The following is a 26,293-nucleotide window of genomic DNA, read 5'->3' on the forward strand; positions in this document are numbered from 1 at the left end:
TCTCCGGCTGAGGAGCGGCTGTATCCGGCGTCTCCCGTCGTCTCGATCATACGTCGTCATCGCCTGCTCCGCTCGAATTCGACAGTCGCACGCAATGATCTGATGCGCCAAGAAGCCGGGCAAAGGGGCCGCCGGCCACAAAACAATTTGATGCCGAACGAGCAGCTTTATCGGGAACCGATAATGAATAGAGTGACGGCGCTGCATTCGTGGAGATCCGTATGAAGACCGAAGGAGCCATCGTCGAGGCCGAGCCGGCAGCCGAGGCGCGAGACGATGGTCCCCGATCGGCGGCGGAGGTGCTCCTCATCTTCCTCAAGCTCGGGCTGACCTGTTTCGGCGGGCCGATCGCGCATATCGGCTACTTCCGCGATGAGTTCGTCGTGCGCCGGAGGTGGATCGACGAACATGCCTTCGCCGATCTGGTCGGGCTCTGCCAGTTCCTTCCGGGACCGGCCAGTAGCCAAGTCGGATTTTCGATCGGGCTGATGCGGGCCGGATATCTCGGCGCGCTCGCCGCATGGACCGGCTTCACGCTGCCGTCCGCCGCGGCGCTGATCCTGTTTGCCTACGGGGCCGGAGCGCTCACCGGACCGGTCGGGACCGGATTGCTGCACGGCCTCAAGCTCACGGCGGTGGCGATCGTGGCGCAGGCGGTGTGGGGCATGGCGCGCACCCTTTGTCCGGATCGCGAGCGCGCATCGATCGCGGTGGCGGCCGCGCTGATCATCCTGTTCAGCGCGTCATCGCCGGCGCAGATCGGCGCAATCCTGCTGGGCGGGATTGCCGGGCTTTGGCTCTGCCGCAGCGGGGCGGCCGCGCCGTCCGGACCTATCGAGATGCCGGTGTCGCGCACCGCGGGCGTCGCCGCGCTGGCCGCGTTCTTCCTGCTGCTGATCGGGCTTCCGCTGCTGCATCATCTGACCGGATCGTCCGGCGTGGCCTTGTTTGAAGCCTTCTACCGATCCGGCGCGCTGGTGTTCGGCGGCGGGCACGTGGTCCTGCCGCTGCTGCGCGAGGCCTTCGTCACGCCGGGCTGGCTGAACGACGATGCGTTTCTTGCCGGCTATGGCGCGGCCCAGGCGGTGCCGGGGCCGCTCTTCACTTTCGCGGCGTATCTCGGAACGGTGGTCGCTCCGGAGCCGCACGGACTGGCGGGGGCAGCGTTAGGACTCGTCGGCATCTTTCTGCCCGGAATCCTGATCCTGCTCGGCGTCCTGCCGTTCTGGGATTCGTTCCGCAGACGCTCCGGCGCGCAGGCGATGATGCGCGGCGTCAACGCCGCCGTGGTCGGCGTTCTGGGCGCGGCGCTCTACAGTCCGGTCTGGACCAGCACTGTCCAAGGCCCGCGGGATGTCGGCGTGGCGCTGGTCGGCTTCGTGCTGCTCACCATCTGGCGCGCGCCGCCGCTCATCGTCGTCGCGATCAGCGCGCTTGCTGGCGTCCTGCTCGCCGCGGCGGCTTCGTAGATCAGGATACAGTCGCCTTCTGGCGTGTCGTCTCTGGCGGGGAGACGTCGAACCGCGCGTAGCGCAACGCAAGCGGCGGCAGTACCAGCAGGTTCAGCGCCATCGAGGTCACGAGTCCGCCGACAATGACGATCGCCATCGGCCCTTCGATTTCACGGCCGGGCTCGCCGGCACCGAGCGCCAGCGGCAGCAGGCCGAGGCCCGTCACGAGCGAGGTCATCAGGATCGGAACGAGGCGATCGGCCGCGCCCTCGATCGCCGTCTCGGCTCCCCACGCGCGGCGTTCGACCGTGACCAGATGCTCATAATGCGAGATCATCAGGATCGAGTTGCGGAGCGTGATCCCAAACAGAGTGACGAACCCGACCATCGAGCCGAGGGACAATAAGCTGCCCGTGAGTGCAACCGCGAACACTCCGCCGACGAAGGCAAACGGCAGATTGACGAGGACGAGCACCAGGTTGCGCCAGTGGCCCGTGACGAACGACAGCAGAAGGACGATGCCCACCGCCACCAGCAACGAATTGACCAGAAGATCGCGCCGCGACCGAGCCTGCGCCTCGGCCGCTCCCGCGAACTCGACATGGGCGCCGGGCGGAAGCTTGACGTCGCTGGCGATCTTTCGCCTTGCATCGGCGACGAAGGATTCCAGGTCGCGCCCGCTGACACCAGCGGTGACGGTTTGAACGCGCTGCCCATCGCGATGGAGGACCTGATAACGGCCGGAGGTCCCGTAGACGTCCGCGATCTGCCTCAGCAGAACATAAGCGCCGCTCGGTGTCCGCACCGGCATGTCGCCGATCTGAGACAGGCGGGCGTTCGCACGCGTGTCCATCTTGACGATCACGTTGAAGACCGTGTTGCCTTCATAGGCCTGACCGACGACGTCCCCCTGATACGCCGTCCGGATCAACTCCAGCACATCGACCGCGTCGAGTCCCCATCGCTGCAGATCGGTCGGGCGGAGCGTCACATCGACCTGCGGCATTCCCGGCGGAGCCTGCTGCTGAACCTCGATCGCGCCCCGAACTTCGCCGAGCTCACGCGCAACGTCGCGCGCGGCGCGCTGCAGCGAATCGAGATCGGGACCAAAGACGTTCACGACCACTGCCGCGGTGAAGCCGGACACCGTTTCTTCGATCCGCTCGGTCAAATAGGTCTTGATCGAAAAGACGACGCCGGGGAAGTCGGCCAACGCTGCGCGAATGCGCTTCTCCGTCGTTTCCTGGTCCGCCCCGGAAAGCCCGGGCTGGAAGTCGATCTCGAACTCGCTGGAGTGCGGACCGACGGTGTCGATGCCGGCCTCGGCACGTCCGACATGCTGGGCCACGCTACGCACGCCCGGCACGGTTCGAAGCGCAGAAGTGATCAGCTTGCCGATGCGCAGCGATTCATCGAGCGATGTCCCGGGAATCGCCGATACGTGCAGGATCAGATGGCCTTCCTTCAGATCGGGCAGGAAGGTGCCGCCAAAGAACGGCAACATCCCAGCTCCCAGCATCGTGAGAAGCACCGCGGTCGCGACGACCAGCCGAGGAAACCTCCCGATCCGCCAGAGCAGGCTTTCATAGTGACGGCGTGACCAGCGCACCAAGGGCGGAGGTCTGTGCTTTCGATTGCCAGCCGCCTTTCCGGCCAGCAGCACCATGGACAGGGCCGGCGTGACGGTGAGCGCGACAATGAGCGAGGCCGCCACGGCGAGGATATAAGCGATGCCGAGAGGCCCGAACAGGCGGCCGGCGACGCCCGGAAGGACCAGGATCGGCACGAAGACCAGGAGCGCCGCAAAGGTCGCGTAGACCACGGAGGAGCGGACCTCGAGCATGGCGCCGAGCACGACTTGCGTCTCGGCGCGAGGTGCCGCGGAATGGCGGTTCTCGCGCAAGCGCCGCACCACATTCTCGACGCCGATCACGGCATCGTCGACCACTTCGCCGATGGCGATGGCAAGCCCACCGAGCGTCATCGTATTGAGACTTTCGCCCATCCACTCCAGGGCAAGCACGGCGGCGAGCAGCGATAGCGGAATCGCGGTGCAACTGATGACGGAGGTGCGCCAATCGAACAGGAACAGCAGCAGCACGACGATCACCAGCGCGCCGCCGATCAGCAGCGCGTACAGGACGTTGCTGGTCGCCGCATCGATGAAACTCGCGGGGCGAAACAGGTCGGCATGAAGCTGGACCGCTTCGGCCTCCAGCGCCGGCCGCAAGTCCGTCAGCGCCGCCTCGACCCGCGTCGCGACCTCGCGCGTGTTGGCGCCATATTGCTGACTGATCATCAGCATGATTCCGGGCCGGCCGTTGATCAGCGCGGCGCCGATCGGCGGCTCGGGTGCGGTCGCAACGGTGGCGACATCGCCCAGCACCACGCTGGCGCCGTCATGGTGGAACAGAACCGTGCGCGCGAGCTGCTCGGCCGTCAGCGATTGGCCCTGCGTCTGCAGGACGACGCGCTGATTGGCCGTGTCGACAAACCCGGCGCCGCGGACTCCCGTGGCTTTCCGCGCCGCGGCCAGAACGTCGTTCATGCCGACCTTGAAGCGGACCAGATCATCGGGTCGGACCTGCACTTGCAGCGATCTCGTGTCCCCGCCGTAAGTGGATATTTGCGCGACGCCAGGCACCGCCAGCAGCCGTCTTCCGACCGTCCAGTCCGCAAGCGTGCGCAAATCCATTTGCGAGCGGCGATCGGAGGTCAGGCCGATCACAAGCACGGTCCCGGCCGACGACGTCAGCGGCGTCATGGACGGAGGCTGCACGCCTTGCGGAAGGCGGCTCGCCAGGACCGCGAGGCGTTCGGCAACCAGTTGGCGCGCCCGGTAGATGTCGCTGCCCGGCTGAAAGATCACCGTGAGGACCGACAGCCCTTGAATCGAGGACGACCGCATGCTCTCGATGCCGGGCAGGCCGATGATCGATGTTTCGACCGGCTGGGTGACGAGCACCTCGACCTGCTCCGGGCCGAGGCCCGGCGCTTCGGTCTGGACCGAAACCTGCGGCGGGGCGAATTCGGGGAACACCCCGTAGCTCGCATTCCCCAGTGCAAACACGCCGTAGCCCGCGACGGCGCATGCCAGCGCGAGCACGATCCCGCGGAAGCGGATGGCGAAGGAGACCAACGCCGCCTGCGGCCCGGTCGGCGTCGGGCCGGGGTCGTCAATCATTGTCGTCGTCGCCCCGAAGCTCGCTCCTCGCCTCCTCCGACAATAGGACCTGCGCGCCTCGCATCACGACCTCGGAGCCGGGCGGAATGTCCTGCACGACGTAGTCGTCGTCGGACACAGGCTGATCCGTGCTGATCGGATGACGCTTGAAGCTGGTAGGCCCGGAGCGGAGATACACCCACGACCGGCCCTGCCATTGAACGATCGCGGTGTCCTCGACGAACACGCCTTGATAGGTCTTGCCCGAGGGGACATAGACCGTGGTGTTCATGCCCGGCAGCAAGCCGCTGTCGCCGGACGCCGCAAAAAAGTAGCTCAGTCCCTGGATCCGCGGGTCGGTTCGCGTCGCCGGGGAGATGTAGGAGAGATCGATGTTGGCGCTCCGCGTCGGCGCTTGCGCCAGTGCGACCTGCGGCTCGCCGGCGAGGACCACGCCCGGCGGCAAGGTGACCTGGACGAGAAACTGGTCGCGCTCGATCAAGCGCACCACCTCTTGGGAGCGCTCGACGATCCATTTTCCGATCACGGAGCCCCATTCCTGCCGCGCCGTCGCGGCGAGGGTCTTGACCTGCGATTCCGCGGCGGCCAGGGAGGCCTGATCGGTTCGGAACGTCCCTTCGGCAGTCTCGACATCTTTCTTCGGCATCGCCGCGGACTGGACGAGGTTCTGGACCCGCTCGAGTGCGCTCTTCGCCACGTCGAGCTTGGCCTGGGCGGTCTGCAGCTGCGCCTGCGCGTTGGTGTAGCTGTTGGCCAGCTCGGTCACCCGGGCGACGTCCAGGACCGCGCCATAGGCTCGGAATTGCTCGGGATGCGGCGCCGCCTCCAGGACGGCGGTCTGCAGTCCGATCTGCCGCTGCTGCGCGGCGGAAAGCGTCACGGTGCCGGGCGCAGCATGTCCGGCGGAAGATGACGCCGGACTGTCCGGACCGTCATCGCTTGCCTGCAACGGCGCAGCAGCCGCTGGGGCGGCGCCCCAGATCGGAGAACCCGCCGCCAGCATACAAACAGCAGCGGCGAGCACTCGCAGCAATCCGCCATCTCTGGGCAAGAGGACACCTGAAGCTTGTCAGTCCTCAACGATTATCGTCCTGAACCCCGGGCTTCAAGGGGCGACATCAGCACCGGCCCGATGGCCGCCACCCCAAGCGAGCGGGAAGGTATCCCGTGGCTTTCAACCTCCGAGGCAGGCGGCCGCGACGGCCGGACTAATAATCCTTCAACAGCCGCTCGATGTAGTCGAGCTCGATCTGCGGACGGGACGGATCGGCGAGCCGGCGGCGCAGCTCTTCGAGGATGCGGCGAACCCGCTGCACGTCGATCTCGCCGGGGACCTTCTGCGAGAAATCGTCGATATCGGTGCTAGGGTGCATCGGCCGTCCGAGCGGATCGGTCTGGCCGTTGCCCTGCCGACGGCCGGCCCGCGACCCCGGACCATCGCCCTGCTGCTCGCCGTCACCGTCCTGCTGCATCGCCTCGGCAAGCTTCTGCGCGCCCTTGCGGAGCGCGTCGAGCGCCTTGCCCTGGCTCTCCACGGCGGCATCGGCATTGCCGTCGCCGAGCCGGCTGCCGGCATCGCCCATCGCGTTATCGGCCTGGTCGAGGCCGTCGCCCTGATCGCCATCGTCGCCTTGATCGGCCTGCTCGCCTTGGTCACCCTGTTGGCCACCCTGGCCCTGCTGGCCCTTTTGGCCCTGCTGTCCCTTCTGGCCGCGCTGCCCCTCGCCCATGCCGCGCTTGGCGAGCTGCTCCTGCAGCTGCTTCAGCCGATCGCGCAGCGCCTGCTGATCCTGCTGCAGATCGCCGAAGCTCTGGTCCTGATCGCCCTGCTGATGGCCGCGCATGCGGTCGCGGCGGGAGTCCTGGCCCTGCTTGAAGGTCTTGTCGCGGAGCTGCTGCTGCTTGCGGATCATGTCGCCGAGCTCGTTCAGCGACTGCTGCATGTCGTTGTCGCCGCCCTGGCCGGGCTGCGCCATCTGCAGATTTTCCAGCATCTGCTGCAGCTGCTCGAGCAGCTCGCGCGCGCCCTCCTTGTCGCCGGAGCGCGACAGCCGCTCCATGCGATCGATCATGTTCTGCAGGTCCTGCTGGCGCAGGAACTTGGTGTTGGGATCGAGCGGGCGCTGCGCCATCTGCGGATTGTTGCGCAGCTGCTCGGCGAGCTGGCGCATGTAGTTGTCCATGGCCTGGCGCAGGTCCTGCGTCAGCTTCTTGATCTCCTCGTCGCTGGCGCCGCGTTCCAGCGCCTGCTTGAGCGCGTCCTGCGCGGCGCGCAGCGCCTTGTCGACGTCGGTGATGTTGCCGTCCTCGATGGTGACGGCGAGCGCCCACAGGCTGGCGACCACCTCGCGCAGCGCATCGTCGGTGCGCGCTGCTTCGAGCTGGCTGGTGACCGAGCGCAGGCCGAGATACTGCCCCGCCTCCGGCGTGAACAGCTCCGGCGCGATCAGGAGCGCATCGAGCGCGGTGAACACGTCGCCGTTGCGATTGGCATCGAGCGCCAGGATGCGGCGCTGCTCGATCAGCGCCCGCGCCAGCGGTTTGGTGAAGAGACGCTCGGGCAGCCGCATCTCGAACGGCTCGCTCTTGCCCTCATTGCCGGCTTCGTCCTTGGCCGTCAGCGTGACCGTGACATCGGCGCCCGCGTAAGGATCCTCGCTGAGATCCTTGACGGTCTGGCCCACCCCGCTGCGGGTGCGGGCATTCGGCAGCACCAGCGGAAACTCCGGCGGCTGGAACAGCGGCCGCGGCGCCTGCGCGCCGGCGTCCTTGTCGGCAGCCCCCTTGTCGACAGGACGCACCGCCACATGGGCGTGCGCTTCGGTCACGCCGTAATCGTCTTCGAGCTTGTAGGAGAGTTTGAGCGCGCCGCGGGCCTGCCGCTCCGGATCCTTCGCGAAGGCAATCGTCGGCGGATGGTCGGGCATCGCCGTGAACGTCCATTGCGGCTGCCCCGATGGCGCGCGGACATGGACCGTGCCGTCGCCGGCGATGGTGAAGTGCTTCTCGATGGCGCCTTGAGGCACCGGTTGGGGCGCCGGCTCGGTGGCGGCCGCCTCGGCGATGCCGCCGCCCGCGACCACGTCGAGATTGGCGCCGCTCGAGCGCACGATCAGGGTGCTGCCGGCCGGCACCGCAAGCACCCCGCTCGGCGGCAAGGCGGCCTCCTTGTTCGCCGCCGACAGGATGACCGGCGGCCGGCCCGTATAGACCGGCGGGTTCACCCAAGCATCGACCCGGACCGTGGCCGGCGCCAGCACGCCGTTCCAGTCGAAGGCCGAGGATACGCGCATGGTGCGCTCGTCGCCGGCCGCGACATAGGTCGCGACCATCAGCACCACGACCAGCGCGCGCAACGCCCAGGGGTCATGCAGCGACAGCCGCGGGTGCGGACGCCCGGCGCGGATGCGGTTGATCGAGGCGAGCGTGCGCTCGCGCTGGGCCTGCCACAGCGCACGCGCGATCGGGTCCTGCGTCGCCAGCGTATCGGTGAGCGCGGTGGCGGGGCGATGCGCGATTCCGGAGCCGCGGTCGAGCCGGGCCAGGCCCTCGTCGCGGGTCGGCCAGCGGAACCGGACCGCCGGCACCAGCGCCCCGAGCGCGAGCAGCGCGAACAGTCCGACCCCGATGGCACGCGCGGCAAACGGCAGCGACAGCCACAGGCCGGCCCATGACACCACCAGGAACAGGCCGACGACGAGGAGAACGCGGGCGAGATGCGGCCAGCCGCGCTCCCAGGCGATCGCGAGGCGCGCCTGTTGCAGCGCTTGCGTCAGCCTCAGCCGCGCGAGCGCATCGGGGGTGTGTCCCGGCTGGACCGGGTCAGGAATGGCACCGCTCAACAAACTCTCCAGGTTGCCCAGGCACACAAGCTAGCACAAAAGGCGGCAGTGAGGCATCCGTTCCTGGAGGCCCGGCCTTCCGGCGGCCGCCGATCACACGCGAGTGTGACCGGGCGGGTTCCGGGGATTTGCGGAGGTGCCGCGGCCCTCGCCGATCGCCGTGTTCCCGGCGCTGCTCTTTTCTATGTCGCATGGAAATCCGTTCTCGCGGCGAGTTTTCGCCCGAGTTTTCGGGAAGCGCGTCACCCTCGAAGAATGAGGGCGCAGGGAAGGTCGGGAGCTGGCCTCTCCCATGGCCCCCGTGCGAATGAAGTGCACGGGGTAGGAACCACAGGTTCGGCCGAGTCACCCCCGACCTTCCCTGCGCGATGGTGTTACGATTTATACGCGCTCTTCCCGGGGACCGGCTTTGTTGTCCCCGTCCGCGTGATGCCTTTGGCATCATCGCGTTGCGACAATGCGCTGTCCGCGCATTGCGCAGGCATCAGCACCGGGATGCCAGAACCACGCGACTTCACCGTCGCATCGGGATCGTTCGTCCGCGCGAGCAAGCTCGCGCTGCGCCCCGACACGCCCATCGCATCCCGCACCCGACGTCCGTGACGATCGCGAAGCGCCCCCTCAGTGGGACGGGATGCGGGATAAGAGCACGATTTCGGATAAATGGAAAGCGAAATATTTTTGCGGCAAGGGCTGAACAGGGCGATACGCGTTGAAACTGTTCGTGAATTTAGTTGTTCGACGCGACCAACAGCGCTCACATACGCCCACTCCGGGGTGAACCGCCAATCGCAAACGGAAAAGCTCATCTGGACCGGCTGTCATAGGATCTACGTCGCGAAGGTCAAAGCCGGGATGCTGAACGAGCACGATGCTCTGTCGACAGAATATGGAGCCGGCCTCGGGAAAGCCATCGAGAAGGGCTGGCTCTGGCAGCACGACAGCGGTACATATTCAGGATTACGCAAGAGGGCCTAGACTTGTTCGCCTGAGGCGACATGACCAGCATTTTTGATGATATTGAACGAACGGACACAAAGCCACGGCCTGCGGATGAAGCTCGGTTCGCCTATTTGAATCGTTCAGGTCGTGCCGAAGCCGCACGCGTGCGGGCGAAGATCGACGAATGGTTTGCGGCATATCCTGAAACGCACCGAGCAGCACTTATAGCTCGTTTCAGGTCGGCAATTGATGTGCAGCATCACAGCGCATTTCTGGAACTGTTTATCTACCACTTTCTCCTCGCACGCGGTTGCAAGGTAATCGAGATCGAGCCCAAGCTTGAGCACACCGAAAAGTCGCCGGACTTCTTTGTAGAAAACGACAAGCAGCAACGATTCTATGTGGAGGTTGTGCAGGCCAGTGGATTGTCCAATCAAGAGGCTTCCGCTCAAGCAAGGCTTAGTACGGCGCTCGCCGCGATCGACGATACCCCTTCGCCATTGCACTTCCTGGATTTGAAGGTGACGGGCCAGCCGGCGCAGCCGTTATCTACGAAGAAGCTCCGAACCGCGCTAAAGTCATGGATAGCAAGCTTACCTGAAGGCGAGGGCGCCAAGAAAGTTGCGCCCTTCGTTCACGAAGAGCACGAAGCGAAGATCCTGATAACGGCGTGGCCCCGCAACAAACCGGACCAAAGCGGCAAGGCGATAGGGATCCAGCGAACTCCCGTAATCCAAGTGAACCCGAGCCAAGAGATTTTCCCGGCCCTGAAGGGCAAGGCCGGTCGCTATGGAAAGCTCGATCACCCGTACCTGGTTGTCATCAACGGGCTATCAATGAATCACGATGAGACTGCAGTGCTAGACGCTTTGCTCGGCAAGGAAGCTGTCAGGCTTTCCAAGGGGCCGAACGGGGAAGAAATCGTTCAACAAATCCGTGAGCCGAATGGTGTGTGGCACGGGCCGCGCGAAGGGGAAGCGCGGAATACACGGCTGAGCGGCGTGCTCGCGCTAAAGCAAGTTGATCCGTGGAATTTTGCGAGCAAGACAGGGCTTTTAGTCCCTAACCCTCGGGCAGAAAAGCCGCTGCCCCAACTCGGGCTGGGGACAAACGAGATGGTGATCTCAGGAGACAAATATCTTCGCAAGGAAGGGAAACAAATGCATGAACTGGTTGGCCTGCCAGCTCCTTGGCCTGAGGAATGAACGGCGGAATTGCGGGGACTGCCGTACCGTAATTTGGAAGTAGGTAACCCAGATTAGAATGAAATCGTACTGTACTTTCCTTGTACTCGATCCGACTCACGTCGAAGCGGTCGGCTCGTTGTGCTTGGCTACTGGATGGACAACTCGCTTCATTCCCGACCCGTCGGAACGATTTTGGTTTCATAAGAGTGTAGTGACGGAGATCTCGCACCCTGCTGCGCTCACCACGCCGCCGGAGGGTTCTATTGCCGGCCAATTGATGGTGATCGATGCAGACGAGACGACGGCCAACAATATCATTGGCCTTATCTACGCGGCCAGCAACATCATCGAAGGAAATACTAAGCAACACGCTAGCAGAGCTTTTGAACTTCCTGAAAATCCAACTGAGCAATTAGCCGTATTCCGCGACGTATTTCGAACTCGTGGCTTCTTTGAGCAATTCAGCCAAAGCTTTGATTTCCCTCTTGCGGTGGCGCTGGCGGCAACAGCGTGGTCCGACAAAGGCTTTGTGTACGCAATCCACAAACTATCGAGAAGCCTCGAAACGGAAAGCATCACATGGTGGTCAACCCATCCAATGTACGGACAGATTTTTGATAAGCACTCTGAACTCTACTCGAACCACGTTAGCACCTCGATAGCAATCAACCTTGCCTTCTCGGCGATTGAAGAGCTCAAGCTTCAAGTGAAATCAAGCGTCACCAAACCGCGATTTCTGGCGGGCGACTGGAACCCTGTCGTGCGAAAAGATATTTTGGAGAGGCTACAGAATGCGGGGATAGACGTTGACCAAAAGATGAATTGGATCGTGAGGGGCGATAAATCCAAACCGGAAGAAAGCATCAAGGAAAGCACCAAGCAAGCACTTGGGGCGCCTGCTCCGTATAGCGACGGTCAAGTCGTTCGTGACGTGGAATTGACGATACCTGAAGCACTCCACATCAGCAGCTTTATTCGAAATTTTATGACGGCACACGGTTTCAGTGAAGCGTCGGCATTCTTAGGCCCGTATGAGGTCTTTAACGTCCAGAGTTTAGCTCGCCGGCTCATCCTCTCGAAAAGCCGATTATGGAACGTCAGTACCGAGGATATTTTACGGCGGACCAATTCTGAAACTGAAGACTAACGATCCTCCAACTCTCGATCGTCGAGAAAATGAGACGCTTGCTGGGCGCGTTGATCGCCGCTCCGAATTACGGTGACGCTGCTGGACTGCACAAAACTCGCGAGTGGCGAAGCTTGGCGCTGCCTGCGGCCGACCAACCGCCGCTCTCGAGCGCGGTGGGAATCCCAATGCAGTGCGAGGCGTCAATTATCGGCTCGATCGATGCGCCCGACTTCGAGCCGACTAGTTAAAGTGCACTGTCGCTCATGCGAGATCATCGTCAGCGTATCAATCTCACCCCGGGCTGATCGCCGTCGATGAACTGCACGCCGCCGGCTTCCAGCGCACGGCGAATGGCAGCCAGATTGTTGATTGAAGGTACCCGCCTGCCCTTCTCGAAGTCGCGGATGGTGCTCTCGCTCAGATTTGATCGAGCGGCCAATTCGGCCTGGGACCAGTCGAGCAGTCCACGGGCTGCCCGAGATTGATCGGGGGTCATCTTGGCGCCATTTGAAAGAATATCACGCTTTTCGTCTATCAATCACGAAAAGCGTTGACATCCGCGAATTTAAACGATATCCGTTTACATCTCACGGTTTACGTTTACCGGAGCCGAAATAAATGGCTGGATGTCGCGAGATCGGCCTTTCTTCGAGATCAGGCGGGCCGTCACCCCCCTCAAGACCCAGGCAAACACGCGCCTGCTGGCTTTTCGCCAAGCATTCAACGCTCTCAACGCGCAACTCAAGCCGCGACCTCACAGGCCCGCCGTTGCTCCTTCGAACTGAAACACGAGCAGCGCTCCATGCGCATCAGTGAAGGAGGAGCCAGGCGAATGAGCATCGTGTCGATCATGGCCGCGATCCTCGAACATGAACTGCGCGACCACGGCATTCTCGGGCTGAGCCAACGCGACTGCGAGACGATCGTCCACAGCATGATCGAACGGACGGCCGAATTGGCGGCCCACGTCAAAGGGCATCAGCAACGATCATGATCGAGCGATCGAACTTGAGGAAGCGTAGCCCGCATGAGCGTCAGCGACATGCGGGAGCAGGACCCGGATATCGCTTCGCTCATCCGGGCCACGCTTGCGCACATAACTAGTTAAGTATTTAGCTCGTCCTCAGGCTCTGGGTGATTTCAAAAATGTTAACAACCAAGACTGTACCCTGAATGCATCCTCAAGCTGCGAGCGAAGGCCGACACATGGATCGCTGGCTAGATGCGAAGTTGAAAGCAGCTCTCAACCGACCGATCTTTGTCGTAGATGAAACCGGCAGGGAATTACGGTGACGCTGCACAAAACTCGGGACTGGCGGTGCTCGGCGGGCCGGCCAACCGCCTCACTCCGAGCGGCGGGAATCGCGATGAAGTGCAGAAATGTCACCGCAACTCCGCCACTGGGGGCACGCATTGCGACACTCCGAGGACTTGATCATCGACGGCAAACGAAAAAACTCATGCGATTACGGTGACGCTGCACTTTTCTCGGCGCGCTTCTGACGGATGCGCGAATTAAGTGCACCGTCAACGAAACGGGAACAGTTAAGTGCACTGTCACCGCAACCTCATACGGGAGCAGAACCCGGATGTCGCTTCGCTCATCCGTGCTACGACTTCCCGATGATCTCGCGGGGCCATCGATTTCGTGAAGCAAATTAGCTAGCTTCAGCGGGGACGCGAGTCCAAGCCATTCGACGGTCGTCTCCGCGCCAATGCAGATTATGCTCCCCAAATCGGACCTCTCGCGTCGCAACTAATGAGCTTCGAATTACGGTGACGCTGCATAAAACTAGCTGCTGGCGCGAAACCTCCCCGGAATTACGGTGACGCTGCACAAAACTACCGAGCTGCTGGCGCAAACCTCCGCGACGAATAGAACTCGCCACGCGACAGCTTAGTGCACTGTGGCGTAATCCCGCATCAAATTGACCCGGATTACGGTGATTGTCGCCGTGATGCGGCCGCAGCAGCAGTGCGCAGCAGGGCAAGGATGGACGCACGAGACATCACGGATAACCCCCGCTGCGATGGAGAAGACCCGCCGGGACTGCAACCGGCGCGGGCATCGAACACGACACCCTGGCATTGATCACAAGGAAAGGTTGTGGCGGAGCAACGGCGTCATGTTGATGACCATGACGTCGCGCCGCTGGCGATCGTCCGACACATTTACTACTACTAATACTACGGACCTCATTTGTATTGGGGGGCGACATCGACTGTGTCCTACCCGCAACGTAATCGGTTTTTGATAGTCGCTCTAATCCCCCCGAGGTTGCGGCTATTGTTCCCCAGATCGGCCCTTGCTACCCCTGGATCAACGACAATGGGGATGCTGTGGGGGCTCAAATGAACTGTTCGCGTTGGATGGCCACCTCGTTAGCCATCCTCGGGTTGGCATGTCTCGGCGGGTGTGCTGCGCCGCTTGCGGTCAACAATGTGACCGAAATCAGGTCGACCACGGGCAGCCACGGGATCGATGTCTACGAGCAGAAGCGCCGAACCGACGCAAGCGTGCCCGAGCTCGCGGGTGACCAGCTCGTGGAGGTGCGGACGTTTCACAATCCCGGCCAGGGCGAGGTCGAGATGTCCGGGGCCGCTTGCTCACTGGAAGCCAGCGGCTTCACGGCAACCATGACGAGCCCCGCGAAGGTGCGCGTCCCGCTCTATCGCGGACAGTCGAGCACGCTTGCCGTGACCTGCCAAAAGCCCGGCTATCAAAAGCGGATGATCACGGTCGCGCCGTTCGATGCCACGCGCCAGGCTCGTCTGGCCAGCGGCGTCAACGGCGGGATCCTTGGTGCGGTCATCGTAGCAGGCATCGATGCCGCCGCCGACAACACGAAGAACGACTGGCGCTATCCCGTAGCGAAGGTGGTTCTGGAGGCCGACGCCTCCGGCAGGTGATGGACGGAGCTTTCGTCGCTGGCGGTGAGGGCAGTTGCGGAGACAGCGCGCTCGATTGATGTGAGTAGGGGGTCAGGTTTAGCAAACGTAGCCCGCATGAGCGTCAGCGACATGCGGGAGCAAGACCCGGACATCGCTTCGCTCATCCGGGCTACGCTTGCTGGTGTTCGCGGCGCGAAGCGGCGAGGCGATCATGGGCGCATTGAGGCTAATTGGGCGTTTCTGCCGCTTCCTGCTTAGCCCATGGGACGAGCGCATACTCAGCATTTTGCTCGGCTCGCGTCTAACGCTGATCGCAAATATCTGCGCCGCCGCCCTGGTTCCTGTGATTACCCAAGAAGGGGCGTACATTGTGCGCGCATGCACAGGTTACTATAGACCGCAAGATGTTCTAATGTACTCGCTTCCAGTTATCGTAATGCTTCTCGTGAGAAGGCTGGCTCTTTCCTTCTGCTTTCTTATTATTTACGTCGCTATATGCATCCAGATCTATTTTCAGGCAGAAAGTATAAATCTCGGAGTCCACACCTGCGGAGATCGGCTTGGCGATCCTATCGAATACATGCCCTTCTTCTCCTATTTTTCCATGGTCTGCCTTGCAGGCTATATAGTTTATCTAGCCGTGGTCGCCTTGGTTGCGGTCGTAAAGTCCATCGTATTCGTAGCCAAAGACGACAGATAGGAAATTACAATTACGCAATTACGTTGATGCTGCACGAATTACGGCGACACTGCACAAAACTCGGGACTGGCGGTGCTCGGCGGGCCGGCCAACCGCCTCACTCCGAGCGGCGGGAATTGCGATGAAGTGCAGAAATGTCACCGCAACTCCGCCACTGGGGCATGCATTGCGACACTCCGAGGGCTTGATCATCGACGGCAAACGGAAAAACTCATGCGCCCTCCCCCGTTTGCCATCCAGGCGTCAACAGTCGGCGCAATCGGCGCGCACGGCATCAAGCAGGAACAGTTAAGTGCACTGTCACCGTAATTTGTAGCATGAGCGTCAGCGACGTGCGGGAGAAGGACCCGGATATCGCTTCGCTCATCCGAGCTACGCTTGGCCGCTGCCGTTCAAGGGGGCAGTCGAAATAAGTTGACGTTTCAGGTGCGATGTAGATGCCGCATCAGCTCGAGATTCCGGGTTCAGCCCTGACGGGCTGCCCCGGAATGACGGGGCTCATGGAGAGGTCGGACCAATTCGAGCGTCCGGCCACGTCAACTCACAGCCACGGCGCCGGCGTGTCCATCGCGATCAGGGCCTCGACGTCGATGCGCGGGCGGATCACTGCGGCCTGATCGTCCTTCACCAGCACCTCCGGCACCAGCGGCCTTGTGTTGTAGGTGCCGGCCTGCACCGCGCCATAGGCGCCGGACGTCATGATCGCCAAGAGGTCGCCCGGCTTCGGCTCCGGCAGAGCGCGGTCGAGCGCGAGATAATCGCCGCTCTCGCAGACCGGGCCGACAACGTCGGCGATCATCTGCGGCGTGCCGGGCGCGGGCTTAACGACCGGCAGGATGTCGTGATGGGCTTCGTACAGCGTCGGGCGGATCAGATCGTTCATCGCGGCATCGATGATGACGAAGTTCTTGGCTTCGCCATGCTTCACATAGATCACGCGCGCGACCAGGATGCCGGCATTGCCGACGATCAGGCGCCCCGGCTCGAACAGCAGGGTGCAGCCGAGATTGTGGCTGACGCGCTTGACCATCGCGGCATAGGCGTCCGGCTCCGGCGGCGCGCCGCGGTCCATGTGATAGGGAATGCCGAGGCCACCGCCGAAATCGACGTGGCTGATGGTGTGGCCGTCGGCACGCAGCGTCTGCACGAATTCGCTGAGGATGCGGAAGGCCGTCTCCATCGGTCCGAGATCGGTGATCTGGCTGCCGATATGCACGTCGACGCCCGAGACCTTGATTCCCGGCAGCGTGGCGGCGCGGGCATAGACCCTGCGTGCGTGCTCCAGCGGGATGCCGAACTTGTTCTCGGACTTGCCGGTCGAGATCTTGGCGTGCGTGCCGGCATCGACGTCCGGGTTCACGCGCACCGAAATGTGCGCCGTATGCCCGGTCTCGGCGGCAAGCTGCGACAGCAGCTCCAGCTCCGGCTCGGACTCGATGTTGATGCAGCGGATGCCGGCCGCGAGCGCGGCGCGCAGCTCGGTCTCGGTCTTGCCGACGCCGGAGAACACGATCTTGCTGCCGGGAATGCCGGCCGCCAGCGCGCGCTTCAGCTCGCCGCCCGAGACCACGTCGGCGCCGGCGCCGAGCCTGGCGAGGGTGCGCAGCACCGACTGGTTGGAATTGGCCTTCATCGCGTAGCAGATCAGGACGTCCTCGCCTTTGAAGGCATCGGCGAAGACGCGGTAATGCCGCTCCAGCGTCGCGGTCGAATAGCAATAGAACGGCGTGCCGACCTGAGCGGCGAGTTCGGCGAGATTGACCGCCTCGGCGTGCAGCACGCCGGAGCGATAGTCGAAATGGTTCATGAGTTACGATCCGCGCAGCCCTTCGCAGAGGGCTTAGAGTGTCTCGGCGCGACTTGCCGAGAAACCGGAGGGAATGTCAATTCGCGCTGCCACCCTCCCCTGCAGGGGGGAGGGTCGACGCGCGTCGCATCAGCGACGGGCGGCGGGGTGGGGTGGGCCAAGGAAGCCGGTGCGGGTGGAGAGATCACCCCACCTCACGGCTCGCTTCGCTCGCCATGAGGCGCCCCCCTCCAGGGGAGGGTGAAGCATCGACCACCCGTCGAGCTTGAGCTCAAGCCTATTTGTTGCTGTCCAGGAGCGGATCCAGGATGAAGGGCTTCTTGTTGCCGCGCGGCGCAGCCGGGGCAGCGTCGGCGCCGTAGCTGGAGCCGAACACGCTCGGCTTGGCCGCGTTCTCCTGGGCGGTGTCGGTGGGGGCCGACGACAATTGGGGCTGCGGCGGCGAGTTCGGCGGCAGGTCCAGCGGGCCCTTGCGCCCGCAGGACGCGAGCAGCAGCGCGGCAGCACCCACGGCCACGATGGCCCAGCCGGACGAGGTCGGACGACGGCTACGATTCACGTTTCGATATCCCCAATGCGGGCGGCACCATACAGAGAAAGGCCAGCCCTGGCGAGTGCCGGAGTGCCACGCAAGCGCGGCGAAATTTGGCGCCGAGCCCTTACTTTCGCTGCTTTTCCAACCGCTTCAGCCAGCTCTTGGCCTGCGCGGTCACGTTCTTGGGCGCGGTGCCGCCGAAGCTCGTGCGGCTCTTCACCGAGGATTCGACCGAGAGCACGCCGAACACCTCGTCCGTGATCTTCGGCTCGACCTCCTGCATGGCCTTGAGCGGCAGCTCGTGCAGCGCGACGCCCTGCTTGGCCGCCAGCGCCACAATGCGCCCGGTGACGTGATGGGCCTCGCGGAACGGCATCTTCAGGGTCCGCACCAGCCAGTCGGCGAGATCGGTCGCAGTGGCATAGCCCTCGCCGGCGGCCGCCTTCATCCGATCCGTCTCGGGCACGAGATCGATCGCCATGCCGGTCATGGCGCGGATCGCCAGCGACAGCGCCGCGAAGGCCTCCATGGCGCCCTGCTTGTCCTCCTGCATGTCCTTTTGATAGGCGAGCGGCAGGCCCTTCATCACGATCAAGAGCCCGTTCAGCGCGCCGATCACCCGGCCGGTCTTGGCGCGCACCAGCTCGGCGGCGTCGGGGTTGCGCTTCTGCGGCATGATCGAGGAGCCGGTGGTGAACTTGTCCGACAGCTTGACCAGCCCGACCAGCGGCGAGGTCCAGATCACGATCTCCTCGGCGAAGCGCGACAGATGCACGGCGCAGATCGCGGCCGCCGACAGCGTCTCCAGCACGAAATCGCGATCGGACACCGCATCCAGCGAATTGGCCATCGGCCGGTCGAAGCCGAGCGCCTCCGCGGTGGCGTGGCGGTCGATCGGGAACGAGGTGCCGGCGAGCGCGGCGGCGCCGAGCGGCGATTCGTTCAGCCGCTTGCGGGCGTCGGCGAAGCGGCCGCGGTCGCGCGCCGCCATCTCGACGTAGGCCAGGAGGTGATGGCCGAAGGTGACGGGCTGGGCGGTCTGCAGATGGGTGAAGCCGGGCATCACCGTGCCGGCATGCTCCAGCGCCCGCTCCGCCAGCGCCTGCTGATAGGCGGCAAGCGCGGCATCGACCTCGTCGATGGTGTCGCGGACGAACAGGCGGAAATCGGTCGCCACCTGGTCGTTGCGGGAGCGTGCGGTATGCAGGCGGCCGGCGGCGGGGCCGATCAATTCGCTCAAACGGCTCTCGACATTCATATGAATGTCTTCGAGCGCGCGCTTGAATTCGAACGAACCCTTAGTGATCTCTGACAAAATCGTGTCTAGACCCTTGCCAATATTTTTCGCATCACTGGCGGTGATGATGCCCTGCGCGGCAAGCATGGCGGCGTGCGCCTTGGACGCGGCGATGTCCTGGGCGTAGAGGTGGCGGTCGACGTCGATGGAGACGTTGATCTCCTCCATGATCTCATCGGGACGCTCCGAGAACCGGCCGCCCCACATCTTGTTGCTCATGCCTTGTTGCTCTTAAAAACCTTGCCTGATCACCGCCGGGAGACGCCATGTTCGGGCGTGCCCCAATTGGCGCCTCTGATAGCCGCAACCGACCCGAAATGACAAACGATAAGCCCGATCCCTCCCCCGCCCGACCGACCGCCTTGCCGACCGCCTCGCGCCGGATGCCGGCCGTCCTCGGCGCTGTGGTCGCCGTCGCCGCGCTCGGCGCGATCGGCCTTTACGCCGGCGGATGGCTGCACGGGCGTCCGGCCGGCGACCAGTCTTGCCAGCCGGCCGTCGATACCGCCAGGAAGATCGCGCCGCTCGCCCATGGCGAGGTGGCCGCGCTGACCATGGCGACGACGCCGCTCAAGCTGCCGGACCTCGCCTTCGAGGACGCGAACGGCGCACCGAAAAAGCTCTCCGACTTCCGCGGCAAGACGGTGCTGCTGAACCTGTGGGCGACCTGGTGCGTGCCCTGCCGCAAGGAGATGCCGGCGCTGGACCGGCTGCAGGCCAAGCTCGGCGGCCCGAATTTCCAGGTGGTCGCGGTCAATATCGACACCCGCGATCCCGAGAAGCCCAAGGCGTTCCTGGCCGACGCCAAGCTGACGCAGCTGGATTATTTCAGCGATGCCAAGGCCAAGGTGTTCCAGGATCTGAAATCGATCGGCCGCGCGCTGGGCATGCCGACGTCGGTGCTGGTGGACGGCACCGGTTGCGAGATCGCGACCATCGCCGGTCCCGCCGAATGGGACAGCGACGATGCAGTCAAGCTGATCAAGGCTGCGACCGCGTCGGCCGCGGCGGGGCTGTAACCCCGGCGGCTTGCGCTCGGCCCGGACAATGCAATCAGGCGGCGATGTTGAGATTGCCGCCGACGCCGGGACCGACATTGGCGAGCGAGAGCGTCTGCTGCGCGCCGCCGAGCAGGGTCAGGACCGCTGATTTCTGAGAATCGAGATTCTGCTTCAGCACCGACGTGGCGACCTGCTGCTGCACCGCGCCCTGCTGCTGCGCCATCACGGCGGCGACGAGACTCATATCCATACGCAAACACCCCTCTTACCCGACGTTAACCGGCAGATCTTAACGAAGGGTGGAGGTAAGCGGCGGTGGCTTATCGCGTCGGGACCGGCTTCGGCCCGCGATAGTCGTAGAAGCCGCGCTGCGTCTTCCGTCCGAGCCAGCCGGCCTCGACATATTTCACCAGCAGCGGACAGGGCCGGTACTTGGAGTCGGCCAGCCCCTCATGCAGCACCTGCATGATGGACAGACAGATATCCAGGCCGATGAAATCGGCGAGCTCCAACGGCCCCATCGGGTGATGGGCGCCGAGCTTCATCGCGGCGTCGATCGCCTCGACATTCCCCACGCCCTCATAGAGCGTGTAGATCGCCTCGTTGATCATCGGCAGCAGGATGCGGTTGACGATGAAGGCGGGAAAATCCTCGGAGACCGCGACCTGCTTGCCCAGCCGCGTGACGAACTCCTTCGAGGCCTCGAAGGTCCTATCGTCGGTGGCGATGCCGCGGATCAGCTCCACCAGTTCCATCAGCGGAACCGGATTCATGAAATGAATGCCGATGAAGTGCTCGGGCCGGTCGGTGCAGGCGGCGAGCCGCGTGATCGAGATCGAGGAGGTGTTGGAGGCGATCAGCGCCTCCGGCTTCAGGACGGCGCAGAGATCGTGGAAGATCTTGCGCTTGACCTCCTCCTTCTCCGTCGCGGTCTCGATCACGAGATCGCAATCGGCGAGCCCATCCAGCGTCTCGGCCAAGGTGATCCGGCCCAAGGCCTGGCTGCGGGCTTCGTCGGTGATCATCTTCTTGGCGATCTGTCGCGACAGATTGCCGTTGATCGTCGCCATGCCCGACTTCAACCGGTCGGAGGAGACGTCGTTGAGCACCACGTCGAGCCCGGCGAGCGCGGCCACATGCGCAATGCCGTTGCCCATCTGTCCCGCGCCGATCACGCCGACCTTGTTGATCTGAGCCATCTTTTTGTCCACCGGACGGCGCGCATGTCGCGCCTGTCCATGCTCCTTACAACGTTCCAACACCGGCCGGGATCATCCCCTCCGGCCGGTGTCCACCAGTTTATTTGCCGAGCTTGCCAAGCGCCTCGGTCAATTCGGGGACCGCCTGGTAAAGATCGGCGACCAGACCGTAATCGGCAACCTGGAAAATCGGCGCGTCCTCGTCCTTGTTGATCGCGACGATCACCTTGGAGTCCTTCATGCCGGCCAGATGCTGGATCGCGCCGGAAATGCCGACCGCGACATAGAGCTCCGGCGCCACCACCTTGCCGGTCTGGCCGACCTGCCAATCGTTCGGGGCGTAGCCGGCATCGACCGCCGCGCGCGAGGCGCCGACACCGGCGCCGAGCTTGTCTGCCAGCGGCTCGATATATTTGGCGAAATTCTCGCGGCTCTGCATCGCGCGGCCGCCCGAGACGATGATCTTGGCCGAGGTCAGCTCGGGACGGTCGCTCTTGGCGACCTCCTCGCCGACGAAGCTCGACAGCGCGGGATCGCCGGCCGCGGCGACCGTCTCCACCGGCGCGCTGCCGCCTTCGCCGCTAGCTGCGAAGGTCGAGGTGCGCACCGTGATCACCTTCTTGGCGTCCTTGGACTTCACGGTCTGGATCGCGTTGCCGGCATAGATCGGCCGCTCGAACGTATCCGGCGAGACCACCTTGATGATCTCGGAGACCTGCATGACATCGAGGAGCGCGGCGACGCGCGGCATCACGTTCTTGTAGCGCGAGGTCGCGGGCGCGACGATCGCGTCATAGCCCGCGGCGAGTTGGACGATCAGCGCCGCCAGCGGCTCGGCGAGGTCGTGCGCGTAAGACCCGTCGTCGGCCAGCAGCACCTTCCTCACGCCCGCAAGCTTGGCCGCCGCGTCCGCGGCAGCCTTGGCGTTCTGGCCGGCGACCAGCACGTCGACCTCGGCGCCCAGCGCGCTCGCTGCAGTCAGCGTCTTGTTGGTCGCATCCTTGATGGAGGCGTTGTCGTGTTCGGCAATCAGCAGCGTGGCCATCAGAGCACCCCGGCTTCGGTCTTGAGTTTGGAGACGAGCTCGGCGACGTCCTTGACCTTGACGCCGGCCTTGCGTCCCGCCGGTTCCGCGGTCTTGAGCACATCGAGACGCGGGGTGATATCGACGCCGGTGTCGGCAGCGTTCTTCTCGGCGATCGGCTTTTTCTTCGCCTTCATGATGTTCGGCAGCGACGCATAGCGCGGCTCGTTGAGGCGCAGGTCGGTGGTGACGATCGCCGGCCCCTTCAGCTTGACGGTCTGCAGGCCGCCATCGACCTCGCGCGTGACCTTGAAGTCGGCCCCGTCCACCTCGAGCTTGGAGGCGAAGGTCGCCTGCGACCAGCCAAGCAAGGCGGCCAGCATCTGGCCGGTCTGATTGCTGTCGTCATCGATCGCCTGCTTGCCGAGGATGATCAGGCCCGGCTGCTCCTCCTGGGCGACGACCTTGAGGATCTTGGCCACCGCCAGCGGCTCGACATTGCCTTCGGCCTTGACCAGGATGCCGCGGTCGGCGCCCATCGCCAGCGCGGTGCGGATCGTTTCTGACGCCTGGGCGGGCCCGATCGAGACGATCACGACCTCGGTGGCCTTGCCGGCTTCCTTCAGCCGCAGCGCTTCCTCGACCGCGATCTCATCGAACGGATTCATCGACATCTTGACGTTGGCGAGTTCAACGCCCGACCCGTCGCTCTTGACGCGGACCTTGACGTTGTAATCGACCACCCGCTTGACCGGCACCAGAACCTTCATCGATCCTCTTTCGTGTAAATCTTTCGGGTTGACTGTTCGGGCGCGGAACCTAAAGCGGCCGTACCCCCCGGTCAACGCGCGAGAAGCGAAAAATCACGCATCGCAACGGCAGGGTCTTTGCTCCCGACGCGCGTCTCGCCGCGACCATCATCTTAGCCGCTTCCGCCCCGCTCCGGTACTGGCAAATCCATGATTTGCTATCGCTTTTCGATCTTGCGTCAATCCGCTGAACGGGCGCGAAAGGACGTCGTTCGGCACACGCAGCGCCTCAGCGGTTCTGCCCCGGCACCCACAAGACATCGCCCGCCCCGTTTCCGTTCACAGCCCGGCTGGCGACGAACAGGAAATCCGAAAGCCGGTTCATGTAGCGCAGGGCCGCCTCGCTGACCGGCTCATCCGGCTTGGCGGCCAGTTCCGCCATCAGCCGTTCCGCCCTGCGGCAAATCGTGCGGGCCACATGCAGATGGGCGGCGGCCGGCGTGCCGCCGGGCAGCACGAACGAGGTCAGCGGCGCGAGCTGCGCATTCAGCGTGTCGATGTCGTGCTCGAGACGCTCGACCTGGCTTGCGACGACGCGCAAGCGCTCCGCCTTGCCCTCGCGCTGGGGAACCGCGAGATCGGCGCCGAGATCGAACAGATCGTTCTGGATCAGCGAGAGCATCGCATCGACATCGGCGCGATCTGCAAGGTGCAGCCGCGCGACGCCGATCGCCGCATTGGTCTCATCGACGGTCCCATAGGCCGCGACACGCAGATCGAATTTCGGCCGTCGCTCACCATTGCCCAGCGCCGTCGTACCGTCGTCGCCGGTGCGCGTATAGATGCGATTGAGGACGACCATATGTGCTCCTTAGTGCCGCAAATGAGTGGCCCAAATTGGCGCCAAGTTGGCGGTCGAGTTAGCGGCCCATCGCCCAGATCGCGGCCATCGCAATGACGATGGCGACGAACTGCAGGATGACGCGCCAGCGCATCAGCTTCTGCGACAGGTTCGGCGAACCGCCACGCATCATGTTGACGAGGCCGAGGAACAGAACGAACGCGACGGCGCCGACTGCGATGGGAAGAAGGAATATGCTCAAAACGGACGTCATCGGCGTTAGATAACATTGGAATACGGTGGGCGCCATGGCGGATCAGGCGCTGCGGCGATCCACGATCTGGCTTTTCGCGGAAGAATGTCCGATGTTCGCCGGGACCGGGCGAGCGTCGCGGGTGCAGGTGCAAGGTGAAGCTGCTTCGCTATATCATCCACGTCAGCCTGGATGCGTTCTACACGTTCCTTGCCGATGACGGCTGGGCGATCGCAAGCCACATCGCGCTGTCGACCCTGATGGCGCTGTTTCCGTTCCTGATCGTGCTGACGTCGCTGGCCGGCTTTATCGGCTCCAAGGACCTTGCCGACCAAGCGGCCACATTGCTGCTGCAGACCTGGCCGACCCAGGTCGCCGACGCGCTCGCCACCCAGATCCACGACGTGCTCACCACCACCCGCACCGATGCGCTGACCATCGGCGCCGTGCTCTCGGTCTATTTCGCCTCCAACGGCGTCGAGGCGCTCCGTGTCGGGCTCAACCGGGCCTATAACGTCGTCGAGCAGCGGCGCTGGTACTGGCTGCGGCTCGAATCGATCGCCTACACGCTGCTCGCCGCCTTCACCGCGCTTGCCATGTCGTTCCTGATCGTGCTCGGACCCTTGATCATGGCGACCGCGCGCCCCTACCTTCCGGTTGCGGTGGAGGCCAATGAGCGCTTCGTCCACCTGTCGCGCTACGGCATCACGATCACGGCCCTGACCGTCGCGCTGTTCGTCCTTCATGCCTGGGTGCCGTTCGGCCGCCGCAGCTTCCTGCAGATCCTGCCCGGCATCGTCTTCACCTTGGTCGCCTCGCTGGTCTCCGGCATCGTGTTCGGCCAATACCTGGCGCGCTTCGCCAACAACTACGTCACGATGTATGCGGGGCTGGCCTCGGTGATCATCGCGCTGGTGTTTCTGTATTTCATCGCCGCGATCTTCATCTACGGCGGCGAGCTGAACGCCGCGATCATCAAGTCGCGGCTGCCGCGCGGCTCGTCACTTCGAGCAGCGCACTCGCGAGCGCCCGCGGAGCGACAGGCTTGAGCAGGAAAGCGTCGGCCCCGGCCGCGCGGGCAGCCGCCTCGTCTTCGCCGCGGCCTGACACGCCTATAATCGGTATGCTGCCGTAAGGCGGCTCGAGCTTGCGGATGCGCGCGATCGCCTCGACGCCGTTGATGCCGGGCAGCACCATGTCCATCAACACCGCGTCCAATCCGCCTTTTTGGATCCTATCCGGCGCCGCTTCGCCGCTGCCGATAAACTCGGCCTGATGGCCAAGCTCGTTCAGGATGGTGTTGAGCACGACACGCCCGAACGGATTGTCCTCGACCCCGAGCAGCCGCAGCGACCGTGTCGGCGCAAGGAAGATTGCCCCCTCCGGCCCGCCGGCTTGGGATTGAGGCGCCTCGGCGATCGTAACGCCGACCGTCAGGGTGAAGCTGGTGCCGCCATTCGGGCGCGGCGCAACCGACACGTCCCCACCCATCGCACGTGCCAGCTGCCGGACCGACGAAAGCCCGAGCCCGGCGCCCCCGAAACGGGAGGCGATCGATACGTTGGCCTGCGTGAACGGACGGAACAGCCGCTTGATCTCCTGCAAGGTCAGCCCGATGCCGCTGTCCGACACCTCGAAGGCGATCGTGACTTTGCCCTTTGCCACCTTGCCTCTGGCGCGTCCGGCCCGCCGTGCCACTGTGACCTTGAGCGCAACCCCGCCCTGCTCGGTGAACTTGACCGCATTGTCGATCAGATTTTCCAGCGCAGCGCGCAGGCGAACGGGATCGCCGACCACCAGCGCCGGCAATTCGTCGGAGAGATCGACCTTGGCGGCCAGTCCCTTGGCGGCGGCGCGCCCGGCCAGGGAATCACCGGCTGCGCGGGCCAGCACGCCCAGATCGAACAGGTCGGTCCGCGGCGCGGCCCCCGTGGTCCCGTTCCTGGTCCCGTTCTTGGCGGCGTCGACGAACAAGGTCGCGAGGCTGGAGAGGTGCTCGGCGCCTGCCTTGATCGTCTCGACCCAGCGACGCTCGCGCTCGCCAAGCTCGGAGGTCGCCAGGAGGTCGCTGATGGCCAGGATGCCGGTCAGCGGCGTGCGGACCTCGTGGGCGAACACCGCCAAGGCCGCCTCGACGACCCCACGGGTGGACGTTCGCGCAACCGGCTCGCGAGCTGCACGCGGCACGCCTCGCGCCACCGAGGTCACCCGAGGGGTGCGCTTGGTCGAATTGGTTTTGGTCGAATTGGGCGAATTGGGC

23 protein-coding genes are annotated in these 26,293 nt (G+C 64.0%); 8 read left to right on the forward strand and 15 right to left on the reverse strand.

All coding sequences use genetic code 11. The features are described from left to right. The first annotated feature begins 221 nt into the window (after nt 1-221). Nucleotides 222-1,469, forward strand: a complete 1,248-nt coding sequence (gene chrA / locus QXZ85_RS17055; protein WP_315706420.1) for a chromate efflux transporter — start codon at nt 222-224, stop codon at nt 1,467-1,469. Nucleotide 1,470: 1 nt separating this feature from the next. Here chrA and QXZ85_RS17060 read toward each other — a convergent pair whose 3' ends face one another. From QXZ85_RS17060 to QXZ85_RS17075, 4 genes are all read right to left on the reverse strand, one after another. Next, nucleotides 1,471-4,635 carry an efflux RND transporter permease subunit gene (locus QXZ85_RS17060; RefSeq protein WP_315743810.1) on the reverse strand — a complete coding sequence of 1,055 codons (3,165 nt, stop codon included), beginning with the start codon at nt 4,633-4,635 and terminating at the stop codon, nt 1,471-1,473. Then, the gene (locus QXZ85_RS17065) at nt 4,628-5,665 is read right to left on the reverse strand and encodes an efflux RND transporter periplasmic adaptor subunit (RefSeq protein WP_315743959.1); all 1,038 of its coding nucleotides are present in this window, start codon (nt 5,663-5,665) and stop codon (nt 4,628-4,630) included. The genes QXZ85_RS17060 and QXZ85_RS17065 overlap by 8 nt, the downstream gene beginning before the upstream one ends. Before the next feature lie 178 nt (nt 5,666-5,843). Next, nucleotides 5,844-8,477, reverse strand: coding sequence for a TIGR02302 family protein (locus QXZ85_RS17070; protein ID WP_315768622.1), 2,634 nt, complete (start codon nt 8,475-8,477; stop codon nt 5,844-5,846). Nucleotides 8,478-8,851: 374 nt separating this feature from the next. Continuing rightward, entirely contained in the window at nt 8,852-9,286 is a 435-nt protein-coding gene (locus QXZ85_RS17075; protein WP_315768621.1) for a hypothetical protein, read from the reverse strand. Between the two features lie 189 nt (nt 9,287-9,475). On the opposite strand from QXZ85_RS17075, the gene QXZ85_RS17080 reads away from it, so the two are divergent. Next, on the forward strand, nt 9,476-10,624 hold the full coding sequence (locus QXZ85_RS17080; RefSeq protein ID WP_315768620.1) for a hypothetical protein: 1,149 nt from the start codon (nt 9,476-9,478) through the stop codon (nt 10,622-10,624). Between the two features lie 193 nt (nt 10,625-10,817). Continuing rightward, entirely contained in the window at nt 10,818-11,753 is a 936-nt protein-coding gene (locus QXZ85_RS17085) for a hypothetical protein (RefSeq protein WP_315768619.1), read from the forward strand. 259 nt (nt 11,754-12,012) lie between these two features. On the opposite strand, the gene QXZ85_RS17090 is transcribed toward QXZ85_RS17085, so the two are convergent. Next, nucleotides 12,013-12,273 (reverse strand): multiprotein-bridging factor 1 family protein, encoded by a 261-nt coding sequence (locus QXZ85_RS17090; RefSeq protein ID WP_409998229.1) that lies wholly within the window; start codon nt 12,271-12,273, stop codon nt 12,013-12,015. A 294-nt stretch (nt 12,274-12,567) separates the two neighbouring features. On the opposite strand from QXZ85_RS17090, the gene QXZ85_RS17095 reads away from it, so the two are divergent. The 3 genes from QXZ85_RS17095 (at nt 12,568) to QXZ85_RS17105 (ending at nt 15,327) form a co-directional block, all read left to right on the forward strand. Then, entirely contained in the window at nt 12,568-12,729 is a 162-nt protein-coding gene (locus QXZ85_RS17095; protein ID WP_315768618.1) for a hypothetical protein, read from the forward strand. A 1,358-nt stretch (nt 12,730-14,087) separates the two neighbouring features. Continuing rightward, nucleotides 14,088-14,645, forward strand: coding sequence for a hypothetical protein (locus QXZ85_RS17100; protein WP_315768617.1), 558 nt, complete (start codon nt 14,088-14,090; stop codon nt 14,643-14,645). Between the two features lie 157 nt (nt 14,646-14,802). Further along, nucleotides 14,803-15,327: a hypothetical protein gene (locus QXZ85_RS17105; RefSeq protein ID WP_315766967.1), complete on the forward strand. Its 525-nt coding sequence runs from the start codon at nt 14,803-14,805 to the stop codon at nt 15,325-15,327. Nucleotides 15,328-15,868: 541 nt separating this feature from the next. Here QXZ85_RS17105 and lysA read toward each other — a convergent pair. The 3 genes from lysA to argH form a co-directional block, all read right to left on the reverse strand. After that, nucleotides 15,869-17,134, reverse strand: coding sequence for a diaminopimelate decarboxylase (gene lysA / locus QXZ85_RS17110; protein ID WP_315706425.1), 1,266 nt, complete (start codon nt 17,132-17,134; stop codon nt 15,869-15,871). A 277-nt stretch (nt 17,135-17,411) separates the two neighbouring features. After that, a complete protein-coding gene (lptM, locus tag QXZ85_RS17115) occupies nt 17,412-17,693 on the reverse strand; it encodes an LPS translocon maturation chaperone LptM (RefSeq protein ID WP_315706426.1) in 282 nt (93 codons plus the stop codon). A gap of 100 nt (nt 17,694-17,793) precedes the next feature. Continuing rightward, nucleotides 17,794-19,185 carry an argininosuccinate lyase gene (argH, locus tag QXZ85_RS17120; RefSeq protein WP_316174500.1) on the reverse strand — a complete coding sequence of 464 codons (1,392 nt, stop codon included), beginning with the start codon at nt 19,183-19,185 and terminating at the stop codon, nt 17,794-17,796. A 98-nt stretch (nt 19,186-19,283) separates the two neighbouring features. Between argH and tlpA the strand changes: the two genes are divergently transcribed. Next, a complete protein-coding gene (gene tlpA / locus QXZ85_RS17125) occupies nt 19,284-19,985 on the forward strand; it encodes a thiol:disulfide interchange protein TlpA (protein WP_315764092.1) in 702 nt (233 codons plus the stop codon). 34 nt (nt 19,986-20,019) lie between these two features. Here tlpA and QXZ85_RS17130 read toward each other — a convergent pair whose 3' ends face one another. The 6 genes from QXZ85_RS17130 to QXZ85_RS17155 form a co-directional block, all read right to left on the reverse strand. Beyond that, nucleotides 20,020-20,217 (reverse strand): putative motility protein, encoded by a 198-nt coding sequence (locus tag QXZ85_RS17130; RefSeq protein WP_315764090.1) that lies wholly within the window; start codon nt 20,215-20,217, stop codon nt 20,020-20,022. A 70-nt stretch (nt 20,218-20,287) separates the two neighbouring features. Continuing rightward, nucleotides 20,288-21,166: a 3-hydroxybutyryl-CoA dehydrogenase gene (locus QXZ85_RS17135; RefSeq protein WP_315706430.1), complete on the reverse strand. Its 879-nt coding sequence runs from the start codon at nt 21,164-21,166 to the stop codon at nt 20,288-20,290. A gap of 100 nt (nt 21,167-21,266) precedes the next feature. Beyond that, a complete protein-coding gene (locus QXZ85_RS17140; protein ID WP_315743828.1) occupies nt 21,267-22,211 on the reverse strand; it encodes an electron transfer flavoprotein subunit alpha/FixB family protein in 945 nt (314 codons plus the stop codon). Continuing rightward, entirely contained in the window at nt 22,211-22,960 is a 750-nt protein-coding gene (locus tag QXZ85_RS17145) for an electron transfer flavoprotein subunit beta/FixA family protein (RefSeq protein WP_315706432.1), read from the reverse strand. Before QXZ85_RS17145 ends, QXZ85_RS17140 begins: the two co-directional genes overlap by 1 nt. Before the next feature lie 268 nt (nt 22,961-23,228). Continuing rightward, nucleotides 23,229-23,801, reverse strand: a complete 573-nt coding sequence (locus QXZ85_RS17150; RefSeq protein ID WP_316174502.1) for a cob(I)yrinic acid a,c-diamide adenosyltransferase — start codon at nt 23,799-23,801, stop codon at nt 23,229-23,231. Between the two features lie 58 nt (nt 23,802-23,859). Next, entirely contained in the window at nt 23,860-24,054 is a 195-nt protein-coding gene (locus tag QXZ85_RS17155) for a twin transmembrane helix small protein (RefSeq protein ID WP_315706434.1), read from the reverse strand. Between the two features lie 134 nt (nt 24,055-24,188). Here QXZ85_RS17155 and QXZ85_RS17160 point away from each other — a divergent pair, with 134 nt between their 5' ends. Further along, nucleotides 24,189-25,082: a YihY/virulence factor BrkB family protein gene (locus QXZ85_RS17160; protein ID WP_315706435.1), complete on the forward strand. Its 894-nt coding sequence runs from the start codon at nt 24,189-24,191 to the stop codon at nt 25,080-25,082. On the opposite strand, the gene QXZ85_RS17165 is transcribed toward QXZ85_RS17160, so the two are convergent. Further along, nucleotides 25,009-26,157: an ATP-binding protein gene (locus QXZ85_RS17165; RefSeq protein WP_409977561.1), complete on the reverse strand. Its 1,149-nt coding sequence runs from the start codon at nt 26,155-26,157 to the stop codon at nt 25,009-25,011. The two genes, QXZ85_RS17160 and QXZ85_RS17165, sit on opposite strands and share 74 nt — an antisense overlap. Nucleotides 26,158-26,293: the final 136 nt, after the last annotated feature.

It is taken from the genome of Bradyrhizobium sp. SZCCHNGR1005 (assembly GCF_032489995.1).
Taxonomy (GTDB): Bacteria; Pseudomonadota; Alphaproteobacteria; order Rhizobiales; family Xanthobacteraceae; genus Bradyrhizobium.

Coding starts and splice junctions, on each gene's coding strand:
- argH (WP_316174500.1), bottom strand. CDS start 19,185: ATGAGCAACAAGATGTGGGGCGGCCGGTTCTCGGAGCGTCCCGATGAG.
- QXZ85_RS17060 (WP_315743810.1), bottom strand. CDS start 4,635: ATGATTGACGACCCCGGCCCGACGCCGACCGGGCCGCAGGCGGCGTTG.
- QXZ85_RS17095 (WP_315768618.1), top strand. CDS start 12,568: ATGAGCATCGTGTCGATCATGGCCGCGATCCTCGAACATGAACTGCGC.
- tlpA (WP_315764092.1), top strand. CDS start 19,284: ATGACAAACGATAAGCCCGATCCCTCCCCCGCCCGACCGACCGCCTTG.
- QXZ85_RS17135 (WP_315706430.1), bottom strand. CDS start 21,166: ATGGCTCAGATCAACAAGGTCGGCGTGATCGGCGCGGGACAGATGGGC.
- QXZ85_RS17075 (WP_315768621.1), bottom strand. CDS start 9,286: ATGAGCTTTTCCGTTTGCGATTGGCGGTTCACCCCGGAGTGGGCGTAT.
- QXZ85_RS17140 (WP_315743828.1), bottom strand. CDS start 22,211: ATGGCCACGCTGCTGATTGCCGAACACGACAACGCCTCCATCAAGGAT.
- chrA (WP_315706420.1), top strand. CDS start 222: ATGAAGACCGAAGGAGCCATCGTCGAGGCCGAGCCGGCAGCCGAGGCG.
- QXZ85_RS17080 (WP_315768620.1), top strand. CDS start 9,476: ATGACCAGCATTTTTGATGATATTGAACGAACGGACACAAAGCCACGG.
- QXZ85_RS17100 (WP_315768617.1), top strand. CDS start 14,088: ATGAACTGTTCGCGTTGGATGGCCACCTCGTTAGCCATCCTCGGGTTG.
- QXZ85_RS17150 (WP_316174502.1), bottom strand. CDS start 23,801: ATGGTCGTCCTCAATCGCATCTATACGCGCACCGGCGACGACGGTACG.
- QXZ85_RS17145 (WP_315706432.1), bottom strand. CDS start 22,960: ATGAAGGTTCTGGTGCCGGTCAAGCGGGTGGTCGATTACAACGTCAAG.
- QXZ85_RS17130 (WP_315764090.1), bottom strand. CDS start 20,217: ATGGATATGAGTCTCGTCGCCGCCGTGATGGCGCAGCAGCAGGGCGCG.
- QXZ85_RS17155 (WP_315706434.1), bottom strand. CDS start 24,054: ATGACGTCCGTTTTGAGCATATTCCTTCTTCCCATCGCAGTCGGCGCC.
- lysA (WP_315706425.1), bottom strand. CDS start 17,134: ATGAACCATTTCGACTATCGCTCCGGCGTGCTGCACGCCGAGGCGGTC.